Source organism: Streptomyces sp. NPDC051940 (genome assembly GCF_040680895.1).
Taxonomy (GTDB): domain Bacteria; phylum Actinomycetota; class Actinomycetes; order Streptomycetales; family Streptomycetaceae; genus Streptomyces.
This window is the reverse complement of the sequence record NZ_JBFAXR010000142.1, coordinates 1-20,361: the sequence shown is the minus strand read 5'-3', so window position 1 is coordinate 20,361 and position 20,361 is coordinate 1. Positions and strand designations below refer to the sequence as shown.

The following is a 20,361-nucleotide window of genomic DNA, read 5'->3' as shown; positions in this document are numbered from 1 at the left end:
GGGGTCTGGGGGCGGAGCCCCCAGAAATTTCCTGACCGTGACGCCAGGCCCTACCGATAGGTAATGTGCCGCGCATGGGACAGCCAACCGCCGGCCGCAGGCCCGGCACCATAGCGTCGAACATCGGGGTCGCCCTGGGCTGCGTCCTCTTCCTGGGCGGTTTCGTCTGGGGTGCGCTCCTCTACCGCCCGTACACCGTGCCCACGAACTCGATGTCCCCGACCGTCGCCGCCGGCGACCGGGTCCTCGCCGAGCGGATATCCGCCGACGAGATCCGCCGGGGCGACGTGGTGGTCTTCAAGGACGTCCTGTGGGGCAACGCCCCCGAGGTCAAGCGCGTGGTCGGCATCGGCGGCGACGAGGTCGCCTGCTGCGACGACAAGGGCCGGCTGACGGTCAACGGGAAGCCCGTCGAAGAGCCCTACCTCCGCGACAAGGGCCTGGGCGCCTTCCAGCCGTTCTCCACGACGGTCGAACAGGGACGCCTCTTCCTCCTGGGCGACCACCGCAGCACCTCGGTCGACTCCCGCAACCGGCTCACGGACCAGGCACAGGGCTCGATCTCCGCGGACTCCGTGCAGGCGCGCGTCGACGCCACAGCCTGGCCGCTCGGCGAGGCGCGGATGCTGCCCCGGGCGACGGGCTTCGCGGGCCTGCCCGGCGGCGTCTCCACCCCGGGCCCGGTGAAGCCGCTGGTCGCGGCGGTCATCGTGGGAGCCGTGCTGATCCTGGGAGGCGCGGCGTACGGCCCTGTCGCCGCGCGACTGAGGAGGCGTCGTGCCGACTGAACGACGGACGGTGGCCCGCGTGGTGCTGCTGGACCCCGAGGACCGTGTGCTGCTTCTGCACGGGTACGAGCCCGCGGACCCCTCCGACACCTGGTGGTTCACGCCCGGCGGCGGCCTGGAGGGCGCGGAGACGCGCGAAGAGGCCGCGCTGCGGGAGCTCAAGGAGGAGACGGGGATCACAGACGTGGAGCTGGGCCCCGTACTGTGGCAGCGGCAGTGCGCGTTCTCGTTCGACGGCCGGCGCTGGGAGCAGGACGAGTGGTACTTCCTGGCCCGGACCGCCCGTACCAGCGTCTCCACGGACGGCTGGTCCGAACTGGAGCAGCGCAGTGTGACCGGGCTGCGATGGTGGACTTCCGGGGAACTGTCGGCCACGCGTGAGACCGTGTACCCGACCACACTCGCCGAACTGCTGCGACAGCTGATCGACGAAGGCCCCCCGAGTCGGCCGCTCCGCCTCAGGACGGAGCGGGTCTGACGCACAATGTGGGGAACGACGGCGGAAGGGGACGCGCGATGAGCGCTGAGGACCTCGAGAAGTACGAGACCGAGATGGAGCTGAAGCTCTACCGGGAGTACCGAGACGTCGTCGGCTTGTTCAAATACGTGATCGAGACCGAGCGGCGCTTCTATCTCACCAATGACTACGAGATGCAGGTGCACTCCGTGCAGGGTGAGGTGTTCTTCGAGGTCTCGATGGCGGACGCGTGGGTGTGGGACATGTACCGGCCGGCGCGCTTCGTGAAGCAGGTACGGGTGCTCACGTTCAAGGACGTGAACATCGAGGAGCTGAACAAGGCAGACCTCGATCTGTCGTCGGACGAGCTGGGGGGCTGAGAACAAGGGCGGTCTACGTCGGGCGGGGGGCCTCTCGCCTCGCTTGCAGCGGGGCCGAGGTCTGGGGCGCCCGCGCGTGAACGGCCCCGCTGCCCCACGCCGCTCCCGGGCGTGATGACGTTCCCTGCTGCTGCGTGGGGCGCTGAATTTTGGTTCCTGCTCTGGCCGCACGGGTGCCGTACGAACCCACCCCTCCGCGTAGCGCGTGGAACCTGCCCGCCTCCTTCCGTGCCGTCGGCCCGGAACCCCTCACGCCGCGGGCCCGGCTCCTACCTGGCGCCGACCGGAACCACTCCTCGCTGCGGGCCCGGCTCCTGGTGTGGCTGGACCGGGATCGCCCCGCGCCGCGGCCTGGCTCCTTCGTACCGCTGGATCGGAACCACCCCACGCCGCCGACCAGGCTCCTTCCTGCCGCCCGACCGAAACCCGCCCCCACCCCGGGGGGCTGGGGGCGGAGCCCCCAGACCTGCCCACAGGCGCGCGCCGCGCGCCGCGGACACACGACCGACCGCCGCCCCGCCGGCCTGTGGATAACATCCGTCACCCGGCTTATCCACCAAGATCCAATACGCGCGGAGCGCCGAGGCATCGTCGTAGCCGGAGGTGATCCGCGTGACGAACGCGAAACAGGCCATCGGACGATACGGCGAACGCCTCGCCGAACGCACACTCACGGCCGCGGGCATGACCGTCCTGGCCAGGAACTGGCGGTGCCGCGAGGGCGAGATCGATCTGGTCGCCCTGGACGACGACGCCCTGGTGATCTGCGAGGTGAAGACCCGCTCCGGCGGCGGCTTCGAACACCCCATGGCGGCGGTGACGGAGGAGAAGAGCGCCAGGCTGCGCCACTTGGCGGAGGAGTGGCTCCGCCGCCACGGCGGACCACCCGCCGGCGGTGTGCGGATCGACCTGGTCGGCGTGCTCCTCCCCGAGCGGGGAGCCGCGCAGGTGGAGCACGTACGGGGCGTGGCCTGATGGTCTTCGCGCGCACCTGCTCGGTGACTCTGGTGGGGGTCGAGGGCGTGGTGGTCGAGGTCCAGGCGGACCTGGAGCCGGGCGTGGCCAACTTCTCCCTGGTCGGCCTGCCCGACCGCAGCCTGGCGGAGAGCCGTGACCGGGTCCGGGCGGCGGTGGTCAACTCCGGTGTGTCCTGGCCGCAGCGGAAGCTGACGATCGGCCTGAGTCCGGCCTCCGTCCCGAAGGGCGGCAGCGGCTTCGACCTGGCCATCGCCTGCGCGATCCTGGGCGCGGCGGAGCGCATCGACCCGTCCCAGCTGGCCCACCTCGTGATGATCGGCGAACTGGGCCTGGACGGCCGGGTCCGGGCCGTACGGGGCGTCCTGCCGGCCGTGCTGGCCGCGGCCGACGTGGGGTACAAGCAGGTGGTCGTCCCGGAGCGGACGGCCGCGGAGGCCACCCTCGTGCCGGGCATGTCCGTACTGGGGGTACGCAGCCTGCGCCAGCTCATCGCCCTGCTCAACGACGAGGCACCTCCGGACGAGGAACCGGACGAGGAGGAGGCCGGCCGGTCCGACCCGATGCTGACGGGGATCTCCGTCCCCGGCGCAGGCCTCGGCACAGGACTGCTGGGCGGCGAGCCGCCACCGGACCTGGCGGACGTCGCGGGCCAGCGGATGGCACGTGCGGCGCTGGAGGTCGCGGCGGCGGGCCGGCACCACATCTTCCTCAAGGGCCCGCCAGGTGCTGGCAAGACGATGCTCGCGGAGCGGCTGCCCGGCCTGCTGCCACCGCTGACGCAGAAGGAGTCGCTGGAGGTCACGGCGGTCCACTCGGTCGCCGGCACGCTGCCGCCGGGCCAGCCGATGGTGACGCGGGCGCCGTACTGCGCACCGCACCACTCGGCATCCATGGCGGCACTCGTGGGCGGCGGCGTCGGTCTGCCGCGGCCAGGGGCGGTGTCCCTGGCCCACCGAGGGGTGCTGTTCCTCGACGAGTCGCCGGAATTCAGACCCCAGGCCCTCGACGCGATGCGTCAGCCGCTGGAATCGGGGCATGTGGTGGTGGCCCGGGCGGCCGGGATGATGAGCATGCCGGCGCGTTTCCTACTGGTCATGGCGGCGAACCCGTGCCCGTGCGGGCGCTACGGCTCACCGGGCGGTGAGGTGTGCGACTGCCGCCCGGAGCTCGTCCGCCGCTATCGTGCGCGGCTGTCCGGCCCACTGATGGACCGGATCGACCTGCGGATCACGGTCGCCCCGGTGGCCCGCCCGGAGCTGACGGGAGACACGCTGCGCGGCGAGTCCACCGCCGAGGTGGCCGCCCGCGTACTACAAGCCCGCGAGCGCGCGTCGGACCGCCTGGCGAACACCCCGTGGTCGACGAACGGCGAGGTCCCGGGCTACGAACTGCGCACTCGCTGGCCCCCACTCCCCGGAGCGCTGTACGAGGCGGAGTGCGACATGGAAAGGGGCCTGCTCACGGCGCGCGGCCTGGACCGCGTCCTGCGCGTCGCCTGGACGGTGGCCGACCTGGCGGACCACGACCGCCCCACGGCGGAGGACGTCAACTTCGCCCTGGAACTACGCACAGGAGTCCCCAGAGGCGTGACCTACACCTCCCGCGGTTGATCCCAAGACGGCCAGCCGCAGCCCCGATGACCAATCGCCCACAGGACGGGGCCGCCCGAGCCGGCCCAGCCCGGCCTACGAGGTCCTGCTGTCCCCGGTCAGTCCCCCCATGTCCGGGTGGAACGGGCACTGGCCCGGGCGGGGGCTCAGGGCGGTCCCGCGCGGGGCGGGGCGGGTTTCATGACCGGCCGACGTGGAGTGGGGCGGAGCTCGATCGGGTTCCACATGAGCCGGGGCGGAACTTGGCCAGGCGGTCGATGGGTGGTGGGGGCGCCTCTGGCGCTTCCGCTCGGTTGAGCTGGACGTAAGGGCGCCGGTACATGCCCACGGACGGTGGCGTGCCCGCAGGCCCCCTTGCAGGGGTTCGGGGCGGAGCCCCGGGAGCTGTTGGTGCGTGTGGATTGCGGAGGCCCCTCGCACGGGGGCGCAGGGAAGGAGGGGCGCCATGGTGGCGGTGGGCGGTGAGGTCGTGCCGACTGACGACGTGGCCGACGGTGAGCGGCTTGCGCGCGTCGTGTTGAGCCGGATCGTCGAGCCGGGGGACGAGGGTGTGGGGCGGTGGGTCCGGGACTACGGGGCGGAGGTGGTCGCGCGGGATCTGGGGCGGGCGGGGCCGGCGCCGCCGTATGCGAGAGGGCGCGGCGTCGAGGGGTTCCGGGGGCGGGCGCGGGGGTTCGAGCCGGAGCGCGTGCTCGACGGGATCGCCGCAGGGGGCGGGAGGTTCGTGTGCCCGGGGGACCGGGAGTGGCCGACGCAGCTCGACGATCTGGGCGATGCCCGTCCCCTCGGGCTCTGGGTGCGGGGCCGGCCCGACCTGAGGCTCTGGGCCCTGCGCTCGGTCGCCGTGGTCGGCGCCCGAGCCTGCACCGAGTACGGCGCCCACGTCGCCGGCACGCTCGCCGCGGGCCTGGCCCGGCGGGGCTGGATCGTCGCCTCGGGTGCCGCCTACGGAGTCGACTCGGCCGCCCACCGCGGCGCGCTGGCCGCCCACGGAGCCACCCTCGCCGTCCTGGCCTGCGGGGTCGACCGGGCCTACCCGCCGGGCAACACCGAGCTGATCGGCAGGATTGCGGAACAGGGTTTGCTGCTGGCCGAGTTGGCGCCAGGGGAGCATCCCACCCGCAGCCGCTTCATCCTGCGTAATCGCGTCATCGCCGCCCTCACCCGGGGCACCGTGGTGGTCGAGGCCGCCCTGCGCAGCGGTTCGCTGTCCACCGCCCGGCAGGCCCGCGCGCTGGGGCGGATCACGATGGGGGTGCCGGGGCCGGTGACCTCGGGCGTGTCCGACGGCGTACACGAACTGCTGCGCGACGGGGCCGAGGTGGTCACGGACGCCGCCCAAGTCGCGGAGCTCGTGGGCCGGATCGGCGAGGAACTCGGCCCGGCGCGGCGCGGACCCGTCACTGCACGTGACCGACTGCCGCCGAGTACCGCACGTGTGCTCGAAGCATTACCCGGTCGGGGGAGCGTGGACTGCGCCTGGGTGGCTCGCGTGTCGGGCACGGAGCGCGACGAAGCCCTGGGCAGGCTTTACGAGCTGCAGGCACTGGGCTTCGTCGAACGGACGGGCGGCACGTGGCGGTTGGCCGTCTGTTCGAGCGAGCACTCCAAGGGGTGGTGAGGCGGTCCTTGACCTGGGGCGTTCCGGTGAAAGGGTGATGGGGATGAATCCGAAGCGCCCCCTTCCAGTTCCCGTCCCGATCCGCTCCCGGCAGTTGGCCGGCGCTCGCCGGGTAACCCGGAGGTGCGGGCAGCGGAACGTATCTGCGGGCAGAGAAAGACACATCAGTCGCACTCCGCGACAGCGATGTCACGCTACGCTCACTAGGATTCCCGTTCCCGGACACCCGGCGGGGAGAACCGGATCACCGGATCTCGAAACAGAACGGCACTAGGCGACGCATGCCCCAGCACATCCACGGGTCCGACCGCGCGGCAGCGTCCGGCGCGGATCGCGGCTCGCTGCGTCCCACGGTGCCCACCTCGACCGAGGGGCTGTGGCGGGCCTACAAGGAGACCGGTGACGGGCGGCTGCGTGAGCAGCTCATCCTGCACTACTCGCCGTTGGTCAAGTACGTGGCCGGACGGGTCAGCGTGGGCCTGCCCGCCAACGTGGAACAGGCGGACTTCGTCTCCTCGGGCGTCTTCGGGCTCATCGACGCGATCGAGAAGTTCGATCCGGAGCGCTCGATCAAGTTCGAGACGTACGCCATCACCCGGATCCGCGGCGCGATGATCGACGAACTGCGGGCGCTGGACTGGATCCCACGGTCCGTACGGCAGAAGGCGCGGGCGGTCGAGCGGGCGTACGGGACGCTCGAGGCGTCGCTGCGGCGCAGTCCGACGGAGGCCGAGGTCGCCGACGAGATGGGGATCTCGCTGGAGGAACTGCACGGGGTGTTCAGCCAGTTGTCCCTGGCCAACGTCGTGGCCCTGGAGGAGCTGCTCCACGTCAGCTCCGACAGCGGTGACCGGCTCAGCCTGATGGACACCCTGGAGGACACCGCCGCGGACAACCCGGTCGAGGTGGCGGAGGACCGCGAACTGCGGCGGCTGCTCGCCCGGTCCATCAACACGCTGCCCGAGCGGGAGAAGACCGTGGTCACCCTGTACTACTACGAGGGGTTGACGCTCGCCGAGATCGGTCAGGTCCTCGGGGTCACGGAGAGTCGGGTCAGCCAGATCCACACGAAGTCCGTGCTGCAGTTGCGGGCGAAGTTGGCGGCCTTCGGGCGGTGAGCGGCCGCCCGTGGCGCGGCTGCCCCTGCGGGGGCGTCTCCACGTCGTGGGTGTGGGCGGCATAAAGTGGTGCCGTGCCCCGCATCAGAGCGGCCTCCGTGGCCGAGCACCGGAACATGCAGCGCGCGGCGTTGCTGGATGCCGCGCGTTCGCTTCTCTCCGAGGGCGGTACGGAAGCGCTGACGTTCCCCGCGCTCGCGGAGCGCACGGGGCTGGCGCGGTCGTCCGTGTACGAGTACTTCCGTAGCCGGGCCGCCGTGGTCGAGGAGCTGTGCGCTGTCGACTTCCCCGTCTGGGCGGCGGAGGTCGAGGCGGCCATGGCCGCGGCGGATTCGCCTGCGGCGAAGGTTGAGGCGTATGTGCGGGGGCAGCTGTCGCTGGTGGGTGATCGGCGGCATCGTGCGGTGGTCGCGATCTCGGCCGGTGAGCTGGATGCGGGGGCTCGCGAGAAGATCCGTGCTGCGCACGGGGGGCTGGTGTCGATGGTCGTCGACGCGCTTTCGGAGCTCGGGCATGGTGAGCCTCGGCTCACGGCGATGTTGTTGCAGGGGGTTGTGGACGCGGCTGTGCGGCGGACGGAGCTCGGGGTGGCGGAGTCGGCGGCGGTCATCGCGGATGCGGCGGTGGCGGTGGTCCTCCGCGGCGTCGTCACGCCCTAGCCCTCCCACGCCGCCCTCGCCTTCCGCTGCGGGGGCTCCGCTCCCGGGCCCCCTTCGCGGGCTGCGCCCGCATCGCGCCTGGCGGCGCTCGTCCTCAAGCGCCGGACGGGCTGGGTTTGGGTCCTCCCCCTATTGCCTGGTGGCTGGCGTATCGGCGCTGCGCGCCTCGTCCTCAAGCGCCGGACGGGCTGGGTTTGGGCCGTTTGCCCCGGCGCCTGGTGGCCGGTGTGTCGGCGCTGCGCCCGCTTTTCGCGCCTGGACGGCGCTCGTCCTCAAGCGCCGGACGGGCTGGGTTTGGGCCCTCCCCTTATTGCCTGGTGGCTGATCTGTTGGCGCTGCGCGCCTCGTCCTCATGCGCCGGACGGGCTGGGGTGGGGTTATCGCCGGGTGCCTGGTGTGTGGCGTCGTGTGCCTACCGGGATGCCCGTTACTGGGAGTAGGCGGGAGGGGGTGCGGTGGAGGAGGGCGTGGGGGAGTAGGGATAGGGGGTTGAGGTACGTGTCTGCTCTGCGTAGGCCCCAGTGGAGGCAGGGGGTGGGGCAGTGGGAATTCGTCGGCTGGATGTGGCCTACCAGGTCGCCTGCGTTTACTCGGTCGCCCTTCTTCGTCGTGGGCGTGACCGGTTCGTATGTCGTGCGCAGGGGTGGGTCGCCGCTTGCCGCCAGGGTGATCGAGACCACCCCCCGTCCCGCCACCAGGCCCGCGAACGTCACCGTTCCGGCCGCTGCGGCCCTTACCGGGGTGCCCGGGGTCGTTCGTAGATCCACGCCCCGGTGTCCCGCTCCGTACGGCGTGGCCGGTGGGTCGTAGCCACGGAGGATCACGGGGCGGCGGCCCGTCGGGCCCGTCACCGGCCACGCTCTGTCCCCGGGCGAGCCGATCCGGTCACCCGGACCCGGTGCGGCCGTCGCACGGCCCTCCGCTCGGCCCCGTGCCAGACCTACTCGCGTCACCCCTCGTACGTGCTCGACCCGCGCCACCCCTCCCGAGTCCCCACCCCGCACCCCCTCCGCCCCCGCGCGAGGGGGTCCCACCGGGCCCGCCGCCGCCGGACCGCCGGCCCACGCCAGCGCCAGAGCCAGCGCCATGGCCGGCGCCCGCAAAGGCCCCAGCGCCCCCCGCCCCGTCGCCCCGGCCGGACGCATCGCCCGGGCCGCCGGGCACCACCCGTCCGTCCCCGGCCGCCCCTCGTCGTATCGCATGTCGCGAGCCTTCCGCAGGAGTCCGCATCCGCGTGGATCAAGGGCCCCCGCTGTGGACAGCCCGGCCGGTGTGGACAACCCCGTCACCCTCAGGAACCACCCCCGCCGCCCCCGTAACCGCAGGTCCGGCCCCCGCCGCGGGCCCCGCGCGCCGCCCCGTCACCCCTCGGACCCGCTCCTGGTCAAACCCCCTCCCCCCGTCCCGTACACTTTTCATGGCGACCCGGGTCACCCGGGTCGACTTCGCACGCCCCGCCACCGGCGAGTAGCACGAGCCGTGGCACGACGACTCTCGGTCCCCCCGCGTGCAGCGGGAGGGCGCGTCGTCACCAGGGGCGTCAGGCAATGCACCGGCCGAAAACGGCCGGGGCGACAACCGAGAAACCGAGGAGTACGGCCATGGCCGTCGTCACGATGCGGGAGCTGCTGGAGAGCGGCGTCCACTTCGGGCACCAGACCCGGCGCTGGAACCCGAAGATGAAGCGATTCATCTTCACCGAGCGCAACGGCATCTACATCATCGACCTGCTGCAGTCGCTGTCGTACATCGACCGCGCCTACGAGTTCGTGAAGGAGACCGTCGCGCACGGCGGCTCCATCATGTTCGTCGGTACGAAGAAGCAGGCGCAGGAGGCCATCGCAGAGCAGGCCACCCGCGTCGGCATGCCCTACGTCAACCAGCGCTGGCTGGGCGGCATGCTCACCAACTTCTCCACCGTCTACAAGCGTCTGCAGCGCCTCAAGGAGCTCGAGCAGATCGACTTCGAGGACGTGGCCGCCTCCGGCCTCACCAAGAAGGAGCTCCTGGTCCTCTCCCGCGAGAAGGCGAAGCTGGAGAAGACCCTGGGCGGCATCCGCGACATGCAGAAGGTGCCGAGCGCCGTCTGGATCGTGGACACCAAGAAGGAGCACATCGCCGTCGGTGAGGCGCGCAAGCTGCGCATCCCCGTCGTCGCGATCCTCGACACCAACTGCGACCCCGACGAGGTCGACTACAAGATCCCGGGCAACGACGACGCGATCCGCTCCGTCACCCTGCTCACCCGTGTGATCGCCGACGCCGTCGCCGAGGGCCTCATCGCCCGCTCCGGCCAGGCGCAGGGCGACGAGAAGGCCGAGAAGGGCGCCGGCGAGCCCCTCGCCGAGTGGGAGCGCGACCTCCTCGAGGGTGAGAAGAAGGCCGATACCGAGACCGAGGCCGCCGTCGACGCGGTCGTGGGCGTGCCCGCGGCTGACGACACCGTCGTCCCCGCTGTCGTCGAGACCCCGGCCCCCGCGGTCGTCGAGGCGGTCGAGGAGTCCGCTGAGACCGAGGGCGAGCAGGCCTGACCCAGGCCCCCGGAACGCGGCGTGCATGACGGCGGGGGGCGCGAAACCCCCGCCGTCCGTCGCGTAGATCGACGCCGACGCGTGGATCGACGCCGAGAGACGCGTGGATCGACGCCGGGACGTGGATCAAACCCAGATCAGCGTAGATCCGACTTCTGAGAGAGAAATCCAAGATCATGGCGAACTTCACCGCCGCTGACGTCAAGAAGCTCCGCGAGCTCACCGGCGCCGGCATGATGGACTGCAAGAAGGCGCTGGACGAGGCCGAGGGCGACGTCGAGAAGGCCGTCGAGCTCCTCCGCGTCAAGGGCCAGAAGGGTGTCGCCAAGCGTGAGGGCCGCGACGCCTCCAACGGCGCCGTCGTCTCCCTCATCGCCGACGACAACACCACCGGTGTGCTGGTCGAGCTGAAGTGCGAGACCGACTTCGTCGCCAAGGGCGACAAGTTCGTCTCCGTCGCCGAGGCCCTCGCCGTCCACGTCGCGAAGACCTCCCCCGCCGACCTCGAGGCGCTGCTCGCCTCCGAGATCGAGGCCGGCAAGACCGTGCAGGCGTACGTCGACGAGGCCAACGCCAACCTCGGCGAGAAGATCGTCCTGGACCGCTTCGCGCAGTTCACCGACGGTTACGTCGCCGCGTACATGCACCGCACCTCCCCGGACCTGCCGCCGCAGGTCGGCGTGCTGGTCCAGCTGGACAAGCCGAACGCCGAGGTCGCCAAGTCCGTCGCGCAGCACATCGCCGCCTTCGCGCCGAAGTACCTCACCCGTGAGGACGTCCCGGCCGAGACCGTCGAGAACGAGCGCCGCGTGGCCGAGGCCACCTCCCGCGAGGAGGGCAAGCCGGAGGCCGCCCTGCCGCGCATCGTCGAGGGTCGCGTCAACGGCTTCTTCAAGGAGAACGTCGTCCTCGAGCAGGCGTTCGCGCACGACAACAAGAAGACCGTCCAGAAGGTACTGGACGAGGCCGGCGTGACGCTGCAGCGCTTCTCGCGCATCCGCGTCGGCGCCTGAGCGTAACTGCGGAAGGCCGTCCGTCCCGCTAGGGTTCGAACCCGGGAAAGCGGAGACGACGGCGACCGATCGACGAGGAGGCCATTGCCGAGTCCGGGATTCGAAACACCGAAGACCCCGCGGCAATGGCCTTCTCGGTTTGTGTACGAGGAGACCCAGATGAATGACGGAGCGGACCACAGCCACCCCGAGAGGACCAAGCCCCGGCGCTTCCTGCTGAAGCTCTCCGGCGAGGCGTTCTCCGGCGGTACCGGCCTCGGGGTGGACCCCGACGTCGTGCACAAGGTCGCCCGCGAGATCGCGGCGGTGGTCCGCGACGGCGCCGAGATCGCCGTGGTCATCGGCGGCGGCAACTTCTTCCGCGGCGCCGAGCTGCAGCAGCGCGGTATGGACCGGGCCCGCTCCGACTACATGGGCATGCTCGGCACCGTGATGAACTGCCTGGCCCTCCAGGACTTCCTGGAGAAGGAGGGCACCGACTCGCGCGTGCAGACCGCCATCACCATGGGCCAGGTCGCCGAGCCCTACATCCCGCTGCGCGCCGTACGGCATCTGCAGAAGGGCCGCGTCGTGATCTTCGGCGCCGGTATGGGCATGCCGTACTTCTCCACCGACACCACCGCCGCCCAGCGCGCGCTGGAGATCGACGCGGAGATGCTGCTCATGGGCAAGAACGGCGTGGACGGGGTGTACGACTCCGACCCGCGCACCAACCGCGACGCGGTGCGGTTCGACGCGCTGGAGTACAGCGAGGTCATCACCCGGGACCTCAAGGTGGCCGATGCCACCGCCATCACCCTGTGCCGGGACAACAAGCTGCCGATCCTTGTCTTCGAGCTGCTCGCGGAGGGCAATATCGCCCGCGCCGTGAAGGGTGAGAAGATCGGCACGCTGGTGAGCGACCACAGCACACGGGGCTGAAGCCCTCCCCGGTGAGGTGACGCCCTCACCTGAGAGGGATGGCCATCACCGCGAGGGATGGACAACCGCCTGCCGGTCGGACACCGTGCAGGGGAGACGCGTGCGGGAGCGGCGGCAGTCCCGCTCACTGACGAGACCAGGAGCCAATGGTGATCGAAGAGACCCTCCTCGAGGCCGAGGAGAAGATGGAGAAGGCCGTCGTGGTCGCGAAGGAGGACTTCGCCGCCATTCGCACCGGCCGTGCCCACCCGGCGATGTTCAACAAGATCGTCGCCGACTACTACGGCGCCCCGACGCCCATCAACCAGCTGGCGTCGTTCTCGGTGCCGGAGCCGCGGATGGCCGTGGTGACCCCGTTCGACAAGAGCGCCCTGCGCAACATCGAGCAGGCGATCCGGGATTCGGACCTCGGCGTCAACCCGTCGAACGACGGCAGCATCATCCGGGTGACCTTCCCGCAGCTGACGGAGGAGCGCCGCAAGGAGTACATCAAGGTCGCGCGCGGCAAGGCCGAGGACTCCCGGGTGTCGATCCGCTCCGTACGCCGTAAGGCCAAGGAGACCATCGACAAGCTGATCAAGGACGGCGAGGTCGGCGAGGACGAGGGCCGCCGCGCCGAGAAGGAGCTCGAGGACACCACCCACAAGTACGTGGCGCAGGTCGACGAGCTGCTCAAGCACAAGGAAGCGGAGCTGCTGGAGGTCTGACGGCCTTCTGTCGCCCGCGACCGGAGGTCTGGCCTCCTGTCGCTCGCGACTGGTCTGACGGCCTTCTGCCGCCCGCGATCGGAGGTCTGAGGCCTCCTGTCGCCCGCGCGGGGGCGCCCGCCTCCGCGCTACGGCGGGGCTCCCGCACGACGACCCACTCCATCAACCGGTACAGCTACTCGAGGGACACCTCAGCAGTGAATGATTCCTCCTGGGGCGCCCCGAACAGCCCCGGTTACTGGGGGCCGAACGGACAGGGGCCCGCTCCGGCGGGTCCCGGGCCGGTCGGTGCCGATCCGGCGCAGACTCAGCCCATGCCCATGGTGCCCGGCGTCCCGCCCGAGGAGCCGCCGGTGAGCGGTCCGCAGGGCGCACGGCCGGCCGAGCCGGCGGGACCGGCCGAGCCGCGGCCCGAGCCGCAGAGGCGCCAGCGCGGCGGCCGGGACCTCGGCGCGGCCGTCGGCGTCGGCCTCGGGCTGGGCGCGGTGATCATCGCCTCGCTCTTCGTCTACAAGGTCGTCTTCGTGGGCGTCGTGGCCGCGGCCGTGGTCGTCGGTCTGTGGGAGCTCACCTCCCGGCTGTCGGAGCAGAAGGGCGTCAAGGCCCCGCTGATCCCGCTCGCCGTCGGCGGCGTCGCCATGGTCGTCGCCGGGTACGCCCGCGGTGCGGAGGGCGCGTGGGTCGCGATGGCCCTCACGGCGCTCGCGGTGCTGGTCTGGCGGATGACGGAGCCGCCGGAGGACTATCTGCGGGACGTGACCGCCGGCGTCTTCGCCGCGTTCTACGTGCCCTTCCTCGCCACGTTCGTGGTGATGATGCTGGCGGCGGACGCGGACGGACCGTGGCGGGTGCTCACGTTCCTGATCCTCACCGTCGTGAGCGACACCGGCGCGTACGCCGTGGGGTACAAGTTCGGCAAGCACAAGCTCGCGCCGCGGATCAGCCCCGGGAAGACCCGCGAGGGCCTGGTCGGCGCGGCGGCCTTCGCGATGGTGGCCGGCGCGCTGTGCATGCAGTTCCTGATCGACGACGGCCGGTGGTGGCAGGGTCTAGTGCTCGGGCTCGCCGTCGCCGCGAGCGCCACGCTGGGCGACCTCGGCGAGTCGATGATCAAGCGGGACCTGGGCATCAAGGACATGGGCACGCTGCTGCCCGGCCACGGCGGCATCATGGACCGCCTGGACTCCCTGCTGCCGACGGCGCCGGTGGTGTGGCTGCTGCTGGTGGCGTTCGTGGGGATGAACTGAGCGGCCCGCGGCAGAGCGTGAACTGAGCCCGCCCCTCGCGGTGCGGGATGGGCCCGGCGCGGGCGAGCGGCGCTCGTCGCACCCTTCCCCGCGCTGGGCAGGGGTCAGGCCGAGAGCGGCACTGGGTGGATCTCGTCCGTCGGGTGGCCGGTGCGGGCGTGAATGCGCTGTACCGCCTCCGCCGACGGTGCCTCCGAAAGGCAGTAGACCACTCCGGACTCGGGGTCTGCCCAGGCCTGCTTGAACTGCACTCCCTCGTCGGCCTGGATGGCCAGGTCCGCGCGGTGTGCCTCCTGCAGTTGAGCGTCCGTGATCCCCTTCATCCCGTGGTGAACGTCCATGAACTCCGTCATGATCACGCACCTCCTGATGGCCGGTACTTCCATGCTGCACCCCGCGTCGGAAGGCCGCCTGATGTGCCACGGAGCGTCAGGGCCCGACGGCGGCGGGTGATTCCACGGGCCCTGTGCGCGGTGCGGGTCACGGCTCCCGATCTGCGACACTGGTAGGGCTATGCCTAAACCCGGAGAACTCACTTTCGTCGCCCCCCGCGGGGTCAAGAAGCCGCCGCGGCACCTTGCCGACCTCACGCCTGCGGAGCGTAAGGAGGCTGTGGCCGCCCTGGGGGAGAAGCCGTTCCGGGCCAAGCAGCTGTCGCAGCACTACTTCGCGCGGTACACCAGCGATCCCGCCGACTGGACCGATATCCCGGCCGGCGCGCGGGAGGGGCTGCGCGACGCGCTGATGCCCGAGCTGATGAGCGTCGTGCGGCATCTGTCGTGTGACGACGACACGACGCGCAAGACGCTGTGGCGGCTGTTCGACGGGACGCTCGTCGAGTCCGTGCTGATGCGGTATCCCGACCGGGTCACCATGTGCATCAGCTCGCAGGCCGGGTGCGGGATGAACTGCCCCTTCTGCGCGACCGGGCAGGCGGGGCTCACCCGGAACCTGTCGACCGCGGAGATCGTGCACCAGATCGTCGAGGGCATGCGCGCCCTGCGCGACGGCGAGGTGCCCGGCGGGCCGGCGCGGCTGTCGAACATCGTGTTCATGGGCATGGGCGAGCCCCTCGCCAACTACAACCGCGTGCTCGGCGCCATCCGCCGCCTCACCGACCCCGAGCCGGACGGGCTCGGGCTCTCGCAGCGCGGCATCACCGTGTCGACCGTCGGCCTCGTGCCCGCCATCAACCGGCTCGCCGACGAGGGCCTCAAGTGCCGCCTCGCCGTGTCGCTGCACGCACCCGACGACGAGCTCCGCGACGAGCTGGTGCCCGTGAACACCCGGTGGAAGGTCCGCGAGGTGCTCGACGCCGCGTGGGGCTACGCCGAGCAGTCCGGGCGTCGCGTGTCCATCGAGTACGCCCTGATCCGGGACATCAACGACCAGGCATGGCGGGCGGACCTGCTGGGCCGCCTCCTCAAGGGCAACCGCGTCCACGTGAACCTGATCCCGCTGAACCCGACGCCCGGGTCGAAGTGGACGGCCTCGCGGCCGGAGGACGAGCGCGCGTTCGTCGCGGCCCTGGAGGCCCACGGTGTTCCCGTCACGGTCCGCGACACCCGCGGTCAGGAGATCGAGGGCGCCTGCGGGCAGCTCGCCGCAGCGGAGAAGTAGGCCGGGGGACAGGCCGGAGAACGGGCCGCGAAGCAGGCCCGGGTCCGGCCGGACTCCGCCGCCCCTGCACGCTGCTATCGTTCATTCGTACAAACCGACAGGGGAGCGCTCGCAGCGCTGAGAGTGCGGCACCGTCCACCACGGGCACAGGCCGCAGACCCTCGAACCTCGCCCAGGTAATTCTGGGTAGGAAGTTCGGCCGACTCTCGCTTCGTGCTGCCATGCCCTGCCCGTTCAGGAAAGCAGCCCGATGAAGCCGATGAATGGCAGGATCCGCCCGCGGCGCGCCGCCGCGACCGCCCTGGCCGTGGCGCTGGGCGCCACCGCCCTCGCCGCCTGCGGCGACGACTCCGGCGGGGACGCGGGCGGCGGCTCGCCGAAGACCGTCACGCTCGTCACCCACGACTCCTTCGCGGCCTCCGCAAGCGTGCTGAAGGAGTTCGAGCAGCAGACCGGACTCAAGGTCAAGGTACTCAAGGGCAAGGACGCCGGCTCCGCCGTCAACCAGGCGATCCTGTCCAAGGACAACCCGCAGGGTGACGTCTTCTTCGGCATCGACAACACCCTGCTCTCCCGCGGCCTCGACAACGGGATCTTCACGTCGTACAAGGCGAAGGACCTGGGGTCCGTCCCGAAGGACCTGCAGCTCGACAGCGGCGAGCACCGGGTCACGCCGATCGACTACGGCAGCATCTGCGTCAACTACGACCGCAAGTACTTCGCCGACAAGAAGCTCGAGCCGCCCAAGACCTTCGCCGACCTGGTGAAGCCCGAGTACAAGAACCTCCTGGTCACCGAGAACGCCGCCACCTCCTCCCCGGGCCTCGGCTTCGTCCTCGGCACCATCGCCGAGTACGGCGACGACGGCTGGGAGGGCTACTGGAAGCAGCTCAAGGACAACGGCGTCGAGGTCGTCGACGGCTGGGAGCAGGCGTACTTCGAGCGCTTCTCGGGCGCCGGCAAGGGCGACAAGCCGCTGGTCGTCTCGTACGCCTCCAGCCCGCCGGCCGGGGTGCTCGACGTGAAGCCGGCCCCGAAGCAGGCGCCCACCGGCGTGTCGACGGGCACCTGCTTCCGGCAGATCGAGTTCGCGGGTCTGCTGAAGGGGGCGAAGAACGAGGACGGCGGGAAGAAGCTGATCGACTTCATGCTCGGCAAGACCTTCCAGGAGGACATGCCGCTGAACATGTTCGTCTACCCCGTACGGGAGGACGCGCGGCTGCCCGAGCTCTTCACCAAGTACGGCACCACGGTCGACCCGCTCGGACTGGAACCGGCGAAGATCGACGAGAACCGGGAGCAGTGGATCAAGACGTGGACGTCGCTCGTCGTGAGGTGACGCGGCCCGCGGTGCTACGGCACGCGCGCGGGAGCGCGGTACGGCTCGGCCTGATCGCCGTGCCGGCCGCGTTCTTCGCGCTGTTCTTCGTCTATCCGGTGGCCGCCATCGTGGGGCGCGGGCTGCGCGAGGGCGGGGAGTGGCAGTTCGGGCGGTTCGCGGAGGTCCTCGGGGATCCCGGGATCCGGGAGGTGCTGTGGTTCACCGTCTGGCAGGCCGCCGCGTCCACCGTCCTCACGCTGCTGATCGCGCTGCCCGGCGCGTACGTCTTCGCCCGCTTCGACTTCCCGGGCAAGGAGTTCCTGCGGGCCGTGGTGACCGTCCCGTTCGTCCTGCCGACCGTCGTGGTGGGCTCCGCCTTCCTGGCCCTGCTCGGACGCGGCGGGCTGCTGGACGACACGTGGGGCGTACGCCTGGACACCACGGTGTGGGCGATCCTGCTCGCGCACGTCTTCTTCAACTACGCCGTGGTCGTACGGACCGTCGGCGGCCTGTGGTCGCAGCTCGACCCGCGCCAGGAGGAGGCCGCACGGGTGCTGGGCGCCGGCCGTCTCGCGGCGTGGCGGCGGGTGACGCTGCCCGCCCTCGGGCCGTCGGTGGCGGCCGCCGCGCTGATGGTCTTCCTCTTCACCTTCACCTCCTTCGGCGTGATCCAGATCCTCGGCGGGCCGTACTACGCCACGCTGGAGGTCGAGATCTACCGGCAGACCGCCGACTTCCTCGACCTGCCGACGGCCGCCGTGCTGACGCTCGTCCAGTTCGCCGCCGTGGCGGGGATCCTCGCGGTGCACGCGTGGACCGTGCGGCGGCGCGAGACGGCGCTGAAGCTCGTCGCGCCGGCCGGCACCGCCCGCCGCCCGCGCGGGGCGGGGGAGTGGACGCTGCTGGGAGCGGTGCTCGCGGTCGTGGCGGTGCTGATAGTGCTGCCCCTCGCCGTGCTCGTCGAGCGCTCCTTCTCCACCCCCGGCGGATACGGCTTCGGCTTCTACGAGCGGCTGCAGACCTCCGACGGCACCTTCGCCGTCCCTCCGCTGGAGGCCATCGGCAACTCCCTCTCGTACGCCGCGGTGGCCACCGTTATCGCCCTCGTCGTCGGGGGACTGGCCGCCGCTGCCGTCAGCCGGAGGGCGGGACGGTTCGTGCGCGGTTTCGACGCCATGCTGATGCTGCCGCTGGGCACTTCCGCGGTCACCGTCGGCTTCGGTTTTCTGATCTCCCTCGACGAACCGCCGCTGGACCTGCGGTCGGCGTGGATCCTGGTGCCGCTCGCGCAGGCGCTTGTCGGTGTCCCTTTCGTCGTACGGACGATGCTTCCCGTGCTGCGGGCGGTGGACGACCGGCTGCGCGAGGCGGCGGCGGTGCTCGGGGCGTCGCCCTGGCGAGTGTGGCGGGAGGTCGACTTCCCGCTCGTACGGCGGGCGCTGCTGGTCGCGGCGGGGTTCGCGTTCGCCGTGTCGCTGGGGGAGTTCGGGGCGACGGTCTTCATCGCGCGCGCCGACAACCCGACGCTGCCCGTCGCGGTGGCGCGGCTGCTGGGACGGGCCGGTGAGTACAACTACGGGCAGGCGATGGCGCTCAGCACGATCCTGATGCTGGTGTGCGCGGCCGCTCTGATCCTCCTCGAACGCCTGCGGGGCGACGACCGATCGGGAGAGTTCTAGATGCTGCGGCTGGACAGTGTCACCGTCCGTTTCGGCGACCGGACGGCCCTCGACGACGTGTCGCTGACCGTCGCCGAGCACGAGACGGTGTGCGTGCTCGGGCCGAGCGGCAGCGGGAAGTCGACGCTGCTGCGGGTCGTCGCCGGTCTGCAGCCGGCGGACACCGGGCGGGTGTCGCTCGCCGGGCGCGATCTCACCGGGGTGCCGGTGCACCGGCGGGGTGTGGGCCTGATGTTCCAGGACCAGCAGCTGTTCCCGCAGCGGGACGTCGCCGGGAACGTGGCCTTCGGCCTGCGCATGCACGGCGTCGGGCGGGACGAGGCCGCGCGGCGGACCGCCGGGCTGCTCGACCTCGTCGGCCTGCCCGGCGCGGGGCGGCGGTCGGTGTCGACGCTGTCCGGCGGCGAGCAGCAGCGCGTCGCGCTGGCGCGGGCGCTGGCGCCGGAGCCGCGGCTGCTGATGCTGGACGAGCCGCTCGGTCAGCTGGACCGCTCGCTCCGCGAGCGCCTCGTCGTCGAACTCCGTGAACTCTTCCACGGGTTGGGTACGACGGTCCTCGCGGTCACGCACGACCAGGGCGAGGCGTTCGCGCTGGCCGACCGGGTGGTGGTGATGCGCGAGGGGCGCATCGCCCAGTCGGGCACGCCGGTGGAGGTCTGGGAGCGCCCGGCGTCGGCGTTCGTGGCGCGCTTCCTGGGCTTCGCGAACGTGGCGTCGGCGACGGTGCACGGCGAGGCGGCGGACACGCCGTGGGGGAAGGTCCCGGTGCCGCCGGGGTCGGCACAGGGCCCGCGCACGATCCTGATCCGCCCGGCGGGCGTGCGCCTCGCGCCGCACGGCCTGCGCTGCGAGGTACTGGGACGGACGTTCCGCGGTGACCACGTGCTGCTGCGGCTGCGCCCCACGGACGCCCCGGAGCTGGAGGCGTCCTGCGGGCTGGCGGAGGCGCCGGAGGTGGGGGCGGTGGTGGGGGTGGAGTTCCGGGGGGAGCAGGTGGCGGTGCTGGGGGGCTGATGGGGGGTGGGTGGGGTGAGCGGGTGGGTGCCGGTGCGGGGCGGGCTGCGCTGGACTGGCGGTGTGCGCTGCCGGGTGCCTGTGGTGTGGGTGGGCGGGCTGGGTTTCGCTGTAGTGACGGTTGCGCTGCCGGGTGTGGGGGGCGTGGGTGGGCACCCGCGCTGGCGCGCGGGTCGGGCCTTCGGCCCGGGGCTGGCTGCGTGTTGCGGGGCGGGGCGGTGACGTAAGGGGCTGGCCGGTGGCGGGGTGGGCCGGGGACGGGCGGGTCGGGCGGTGCACCCGGCTGCGCTGCCGGGTGCTGACGGTGGTGGGTGCGGCGCAGGTGGGCGGCTGGTGGCGTTCGGGCCGCCGTCGCACCTCGGGTGGCCGGGCCCGCCCGGGGCGACCACGCGAGGACCCGCGCCCGGCAGCGCCACACCACCCGGTCACGCCCTGGACCGCTCACGACCACGCGAGAACCCGCGCCCGGCAATGCCACCCGCGCTCAGCTACACCCGCCCGCCGCCCAAGGCGACCACGCGGAAACCCCCGCCCGGCAGCCCCACCCGACCCCGCCCCCCACCCTCGCCGTAGCCCGCCACGACGTTTCCGGCACCCAAGACAACGCAACCAGACCGCACGACCGCAACCACCCGCCGACGTTTCCCGCACCGAACGAAAGAGGACCCGGCAACGCTCACCGCACAATCCGATGCCA

Annotated in this window: 19 protein-coding genes and 1 riboswitch; of the genes, 17 read left to right on the top strand and 2 right to left on the bottom strand. The window is 71.6% G+C overall.

Translation table 11 applies throughout. The features are described from left to right. Positions 1-74: 74 nt before the first annotated feature. From lepB to AB0M28_RS34580, 8 genes are all read left to right on the top strand, one after another. The gene (gene lepB, locus AB0M28_RS34615; protein ID WP_365413744.1) at positions 75-788 is read left to right on the top strand and encodes a signal peptidase I; all 714 of its coding nucleotides are present in this window, start codon (positions 75-77) and stop codon (positions 786-788) included. Next, positions 778-1,266 carry an NUDIX hydrolase gene (locus AB0M28_RS34610; RefSeq protein WP_365413743.1) on the top strand — a complete coding sequence of 163 codons (489 nt, stop codon included), beginning with the start codon at positions 778-780 and terminating at the stop codon, positions 1,264-1,266. Before lepB ends, AB0M28_RS34610 begins: the two co-directional genes overlap by 11 nt. Before the next feature lie 38 nt (positions 1,267-1,304). Next, positions 1,305-1,625, top strand: coding sequence for a DUF2469 domain-containing protein (locus AB0M28_RS34605; protein WP_365413741.1), 321 nt, complete (start codon positions 1,305-1,307; stop codon positions 1,623-1,625). A 612-nt stretch (positions 1,626-2,237) separates the two neighbouring features. Further along, positions 2,238-2,600, top strand: coding sequence for a YraN family protein (locus AB0M28_RS34600; protein ID WP_365413740.1), 363 nt, complete (start codon positions 2,238-2,240; stop codon positions 2,598-2,600). Next, a complete protein-coding gene (locus tag AB0M28_RS34595) occupies positions 2,600-4,213 on the top strand; it encodes a YifB family Mg chelatase-like AAA ATPase (RefSeq protein WP_365413738.1) in 1,614 nt (537 codons plus the stop codon). The genes AB0M28_RS34600 and AB0M28_RS34595 overlap by 1 nt, the downstream gene beginning before the upstream one ends. 445 nt (positions 4,214-4,658) lie before the next feature. Then, positions 4,659-5,834, top strand: a complete 1,176-nt coding sequence (gene dprA, locus AB0M28_RS34590; RefSeq protein ID WP_365413736.1) for a DNA-processing protein DprA — start codon at positions 4,659-4,661, stop codon at positions 5,832-5,834. Positions 5,835-6,115: 281 nt separating this feature from the next. After that, a complete protein-coding gene (gene whiG / locus AB0M28_RS34585; RefSeq protein ID WP_365413734.1) occupies positions 6,116-6,952 on the top strand; it encodes an RNA polymerase sigma factor WhiG in 837 nt (278 codons plus the stop codon). Between the two features lie 98 nt (positions 6,953-7,050). Further along, on the top strand, positions 7,051-7,611 hold the full coding sequence (locus tag AB0M28_RS34580) for a helix-turn-helix domain-containing protein (protein ID WP_365413732.1): 561 nt from the start codon (positions 7,051-7,053) through the stop codon (positions 7,609-7,611). Positions 7,612-7,988: 377 nt separating this feature from the next. On the opposite strand, the gene AB0M28_RS34575 is transcribed toward AB0M28_RS34580, so the two are convergent. Further along, on the bottom strand, positions 7,989-8,699 hold the full coding sequence (locus tag AB0M28_RS34575; RefSeq protein ID WP_365413730.1) for a M23 family metallopeptidase: 711 nt from the start codon (positions 8,697-8,699) through the stop codon (positions 7,989-7,991). Positions 8,700-9,212: 513 nt separating this feature from the next. Here AB0M28_RS34575 and rpsB point away from each other — a divergent pair. The 5 genes from rpsB to AB0M28_RS34550 all read left to right on the top strand — a co-directional run bounded on the left by rpsB (position 9,213) and on the right by AB0M28_RS34550 (position 14,030). Next, a complete protein-coding gene (gene rpsB / locus AB0M28_RS34570) occupies positions 9,213-10,142 on the top strand; it encodes a 30S ribosomal protein S2 (RefSeq protein ID WP_365413728.1) in 930 nt (309 codons plus the stop codon). Positions 10,143-10,318: 176 nt separating this feature from the next. After that, positions 10,319-11,155, top strand: a complete 837-nt coding sequence (gene tsf / locus AB0M28_RS34565; RefSeq protein WP_365413726.1) for a translation elongation factor Ts — start codon at positions 10,319-10,321, stop codon at positions 11,153-11,155. A gap of 159 nt (positions 11,156-11,314) precedes the next feature. After that, positions 11,315-12,076 carry a UMP kinase gene (pyrH, locus tag AB0M28_RS34560; protein WP_365413724.1) on the top strand — a complete coding sequence of 254 codons (762 nt, stop codon included), beginning with the start codon at positions 11,315-11,317 and terminating at the stop codon, positions 12,074-12,076. Positions 12,077-12,225: 149 nt separating this feature from the next. Continuing rightward, entirely contained in the window at positions 12,226-12,783 is a 558-nt protein-coding gene (frr, locus tag AB0M28_RS34555; protein WP_365413722.1) for a ribosome recycling factor, read from the top strand. Between the two features lie 197 nt (positions 12,784-12,980). After that, complete coding sequence (locus AB0M28_RS34550) at positions 12,981-14,030, top strand: phosphatidate cytidylyltransferase (protein ID WP_365413720.1); 1,050 nt, start codon at positions 12,981-12,983, stop codon at positions 14,028-14,030. Between the two features lie 104 nt (positions 14,031-14,134). On the opposite strand, the gene AB0M28_RS34545 is transcribed toward AB0M28_RS34550, so the two are convergent. Continuing rightward, positions 14,135-14,383, bottom strand: a complete 249-nt coding sequence (locus AB0M28_RS34545) for an SCO4226 family nickel-binding protein (RefSeq protein ID WP_365413718.1) — start codon at positions 14,381-14,383, stop codon at positions 14,135-14,137. Between the two features lie 160 nt (positions 14,384-14,543). Here AB0M28_RS34545 and rlmN point away from each other — a divergent pair, with 160 nt between their 5' ends. The 4 genes from rlmN to AB0M28_RS34525 all read left to right on the top strand — a co-directional run bounded on the left by rlmN (position 14,544) and on the right by AB0M28_RS34525 (position 19,664). Continuing rightward, entirely contained in the window at positions 14,544-15,650 is a 1,107-nt protein-coding gene (gene rlmN / locus AB0M28_RS34540; RefSeq protein WP_365413716.1) for a 23S rRNA (adenine(2503)-C(2))-methyltransferase RlmN, read from the top strand. 89 nt (positions 15,651-15,739) lie between these two features. Then, positions 15,740-15,861: riboswitch (TPP riboswitch) on the top strand. 48 nt (positions 15,862-15,909) lie between these two features. Continuing rightward, positions 15,910-16,989: a thiamine ABC transporter substrate-binding protein gene (locus AB0M28_RS34535; protein WP_365413748.1), complete on the top strand. Its 1,080-nt coding sequence runs from the start codon at positions 15,910-15,912 to the stop codon at positions 16,987-16,989. Between the two features lie 11 nt (positions 16,990-17,000). Beyond that, positions 17,001-18,650 (top strand): iron ABC transporter permease, encoded by a 1,650-nt coding sequence (locus tag AB0M28_RS34530; RefSeq protein ID WP_365413746.1) that lies wholly within the window; start codon positions 17,001-17,003, stop codon positions 18,648-18,650. Next, on the top strand, positions 18,651-19,664 hold the full coding sequence (locus tag AB0M28_RS34525; protein ID WP_365413714.1) for an ABC transporter ATP-binding protein: 1,014 nt from the start codon (positions 18,651-18,653) through the stop codon (positions 19,662-19,664). The last annotated feature ends 697 nt before the right edge of the window (positions 19,665-20,361 follow it).

Coding starts and splice junctions, on each gene's coding strand:
- lepB (WP_365413744.1), top strand. CDS start 75: ATGGGACAGCCAACCGCCGGCCGCAGGCCCGGCACCATAGCGTCGAAC.
- AB0M28_RS34605 (WP_365413741.1), top strand. CDS start 1,305: ATGAGCGCTGAGGACCTCGAGAAGTACGAGACCGAGATGGAGCTGAAG.
- AB0M28_RS34595 (WP_365413738.1), top strand. CDS start 2,600: ATGGTCTTCGCGCGCACCTGCTCGGTGACTCTGGTGGGGGTCGAGGGC.
- dprA (WP_365413736.1), top strand. CDS start 4,659: ATGGTGGCGGTGGGCGGTGAGGTCGTGCCGACTGACGACGTGGCCGAC.
- whiG (WP_365413734.1), top strand. CDS start 6,116: ATGCCCCAGCACATCCACGGGTCCGACCGCGCGGCAGCGTCCGGCGCG.
- AB0M28_RS34575 (WP_365413730.1), bottom strand. CDS start 8,699: ATGGCGCTGGCTCTGGCGCTGGCGTGGGCCGGCGGTCCGGCGGCGGCG.
- rpsB (WP_365413728.1), top strand. CDS start 9,213: ATGGCCGTCGTCACGATGCGGGAGCTGCTGGAGAGCGGCGTCCACTTC.
- tsf (WP_365413726.1), top strand. CDS start 10,319: ATGGCGAACTTCACCGCCGCTGACGTCAAGAAGCTCCGCGAGCTCACC.
- pyrH (WP_365413724.1), top strand. CDS start 11,315: ATGAATGACGGAGCGGACCACAGCCACCCCGAGAGGACCAAGCCCCGG.
- AB0M28_RS34545 (WP_365413718.1), bottom strand. CDS start 14,383: ATGACGGAGTTCATGGACGTTCACCACGGGATGAAGGGGATCACGGAC.
- rlmN (WP_365413716.1), top strand. CDS start 14,544: ATGCCTAAACCCGGAGAACTCACTTTCGTCGCCCCCCGCGGGGTCAAG.
- AB0M28_RS34535 (WP_365413748.1), top strand. CDS start 15,910: ATGAATGGCAGGATCCGCCCGCGGCGCGCCGCCGCGACCGCCCTGGCC.
- AB0M28_RS34525 (WP_365413714.1), top strand. CDS start 18,651: ATGCTGCGGCTGGACAGTGTCACCGTCCGTTTCGGCGACCGGACGGCC.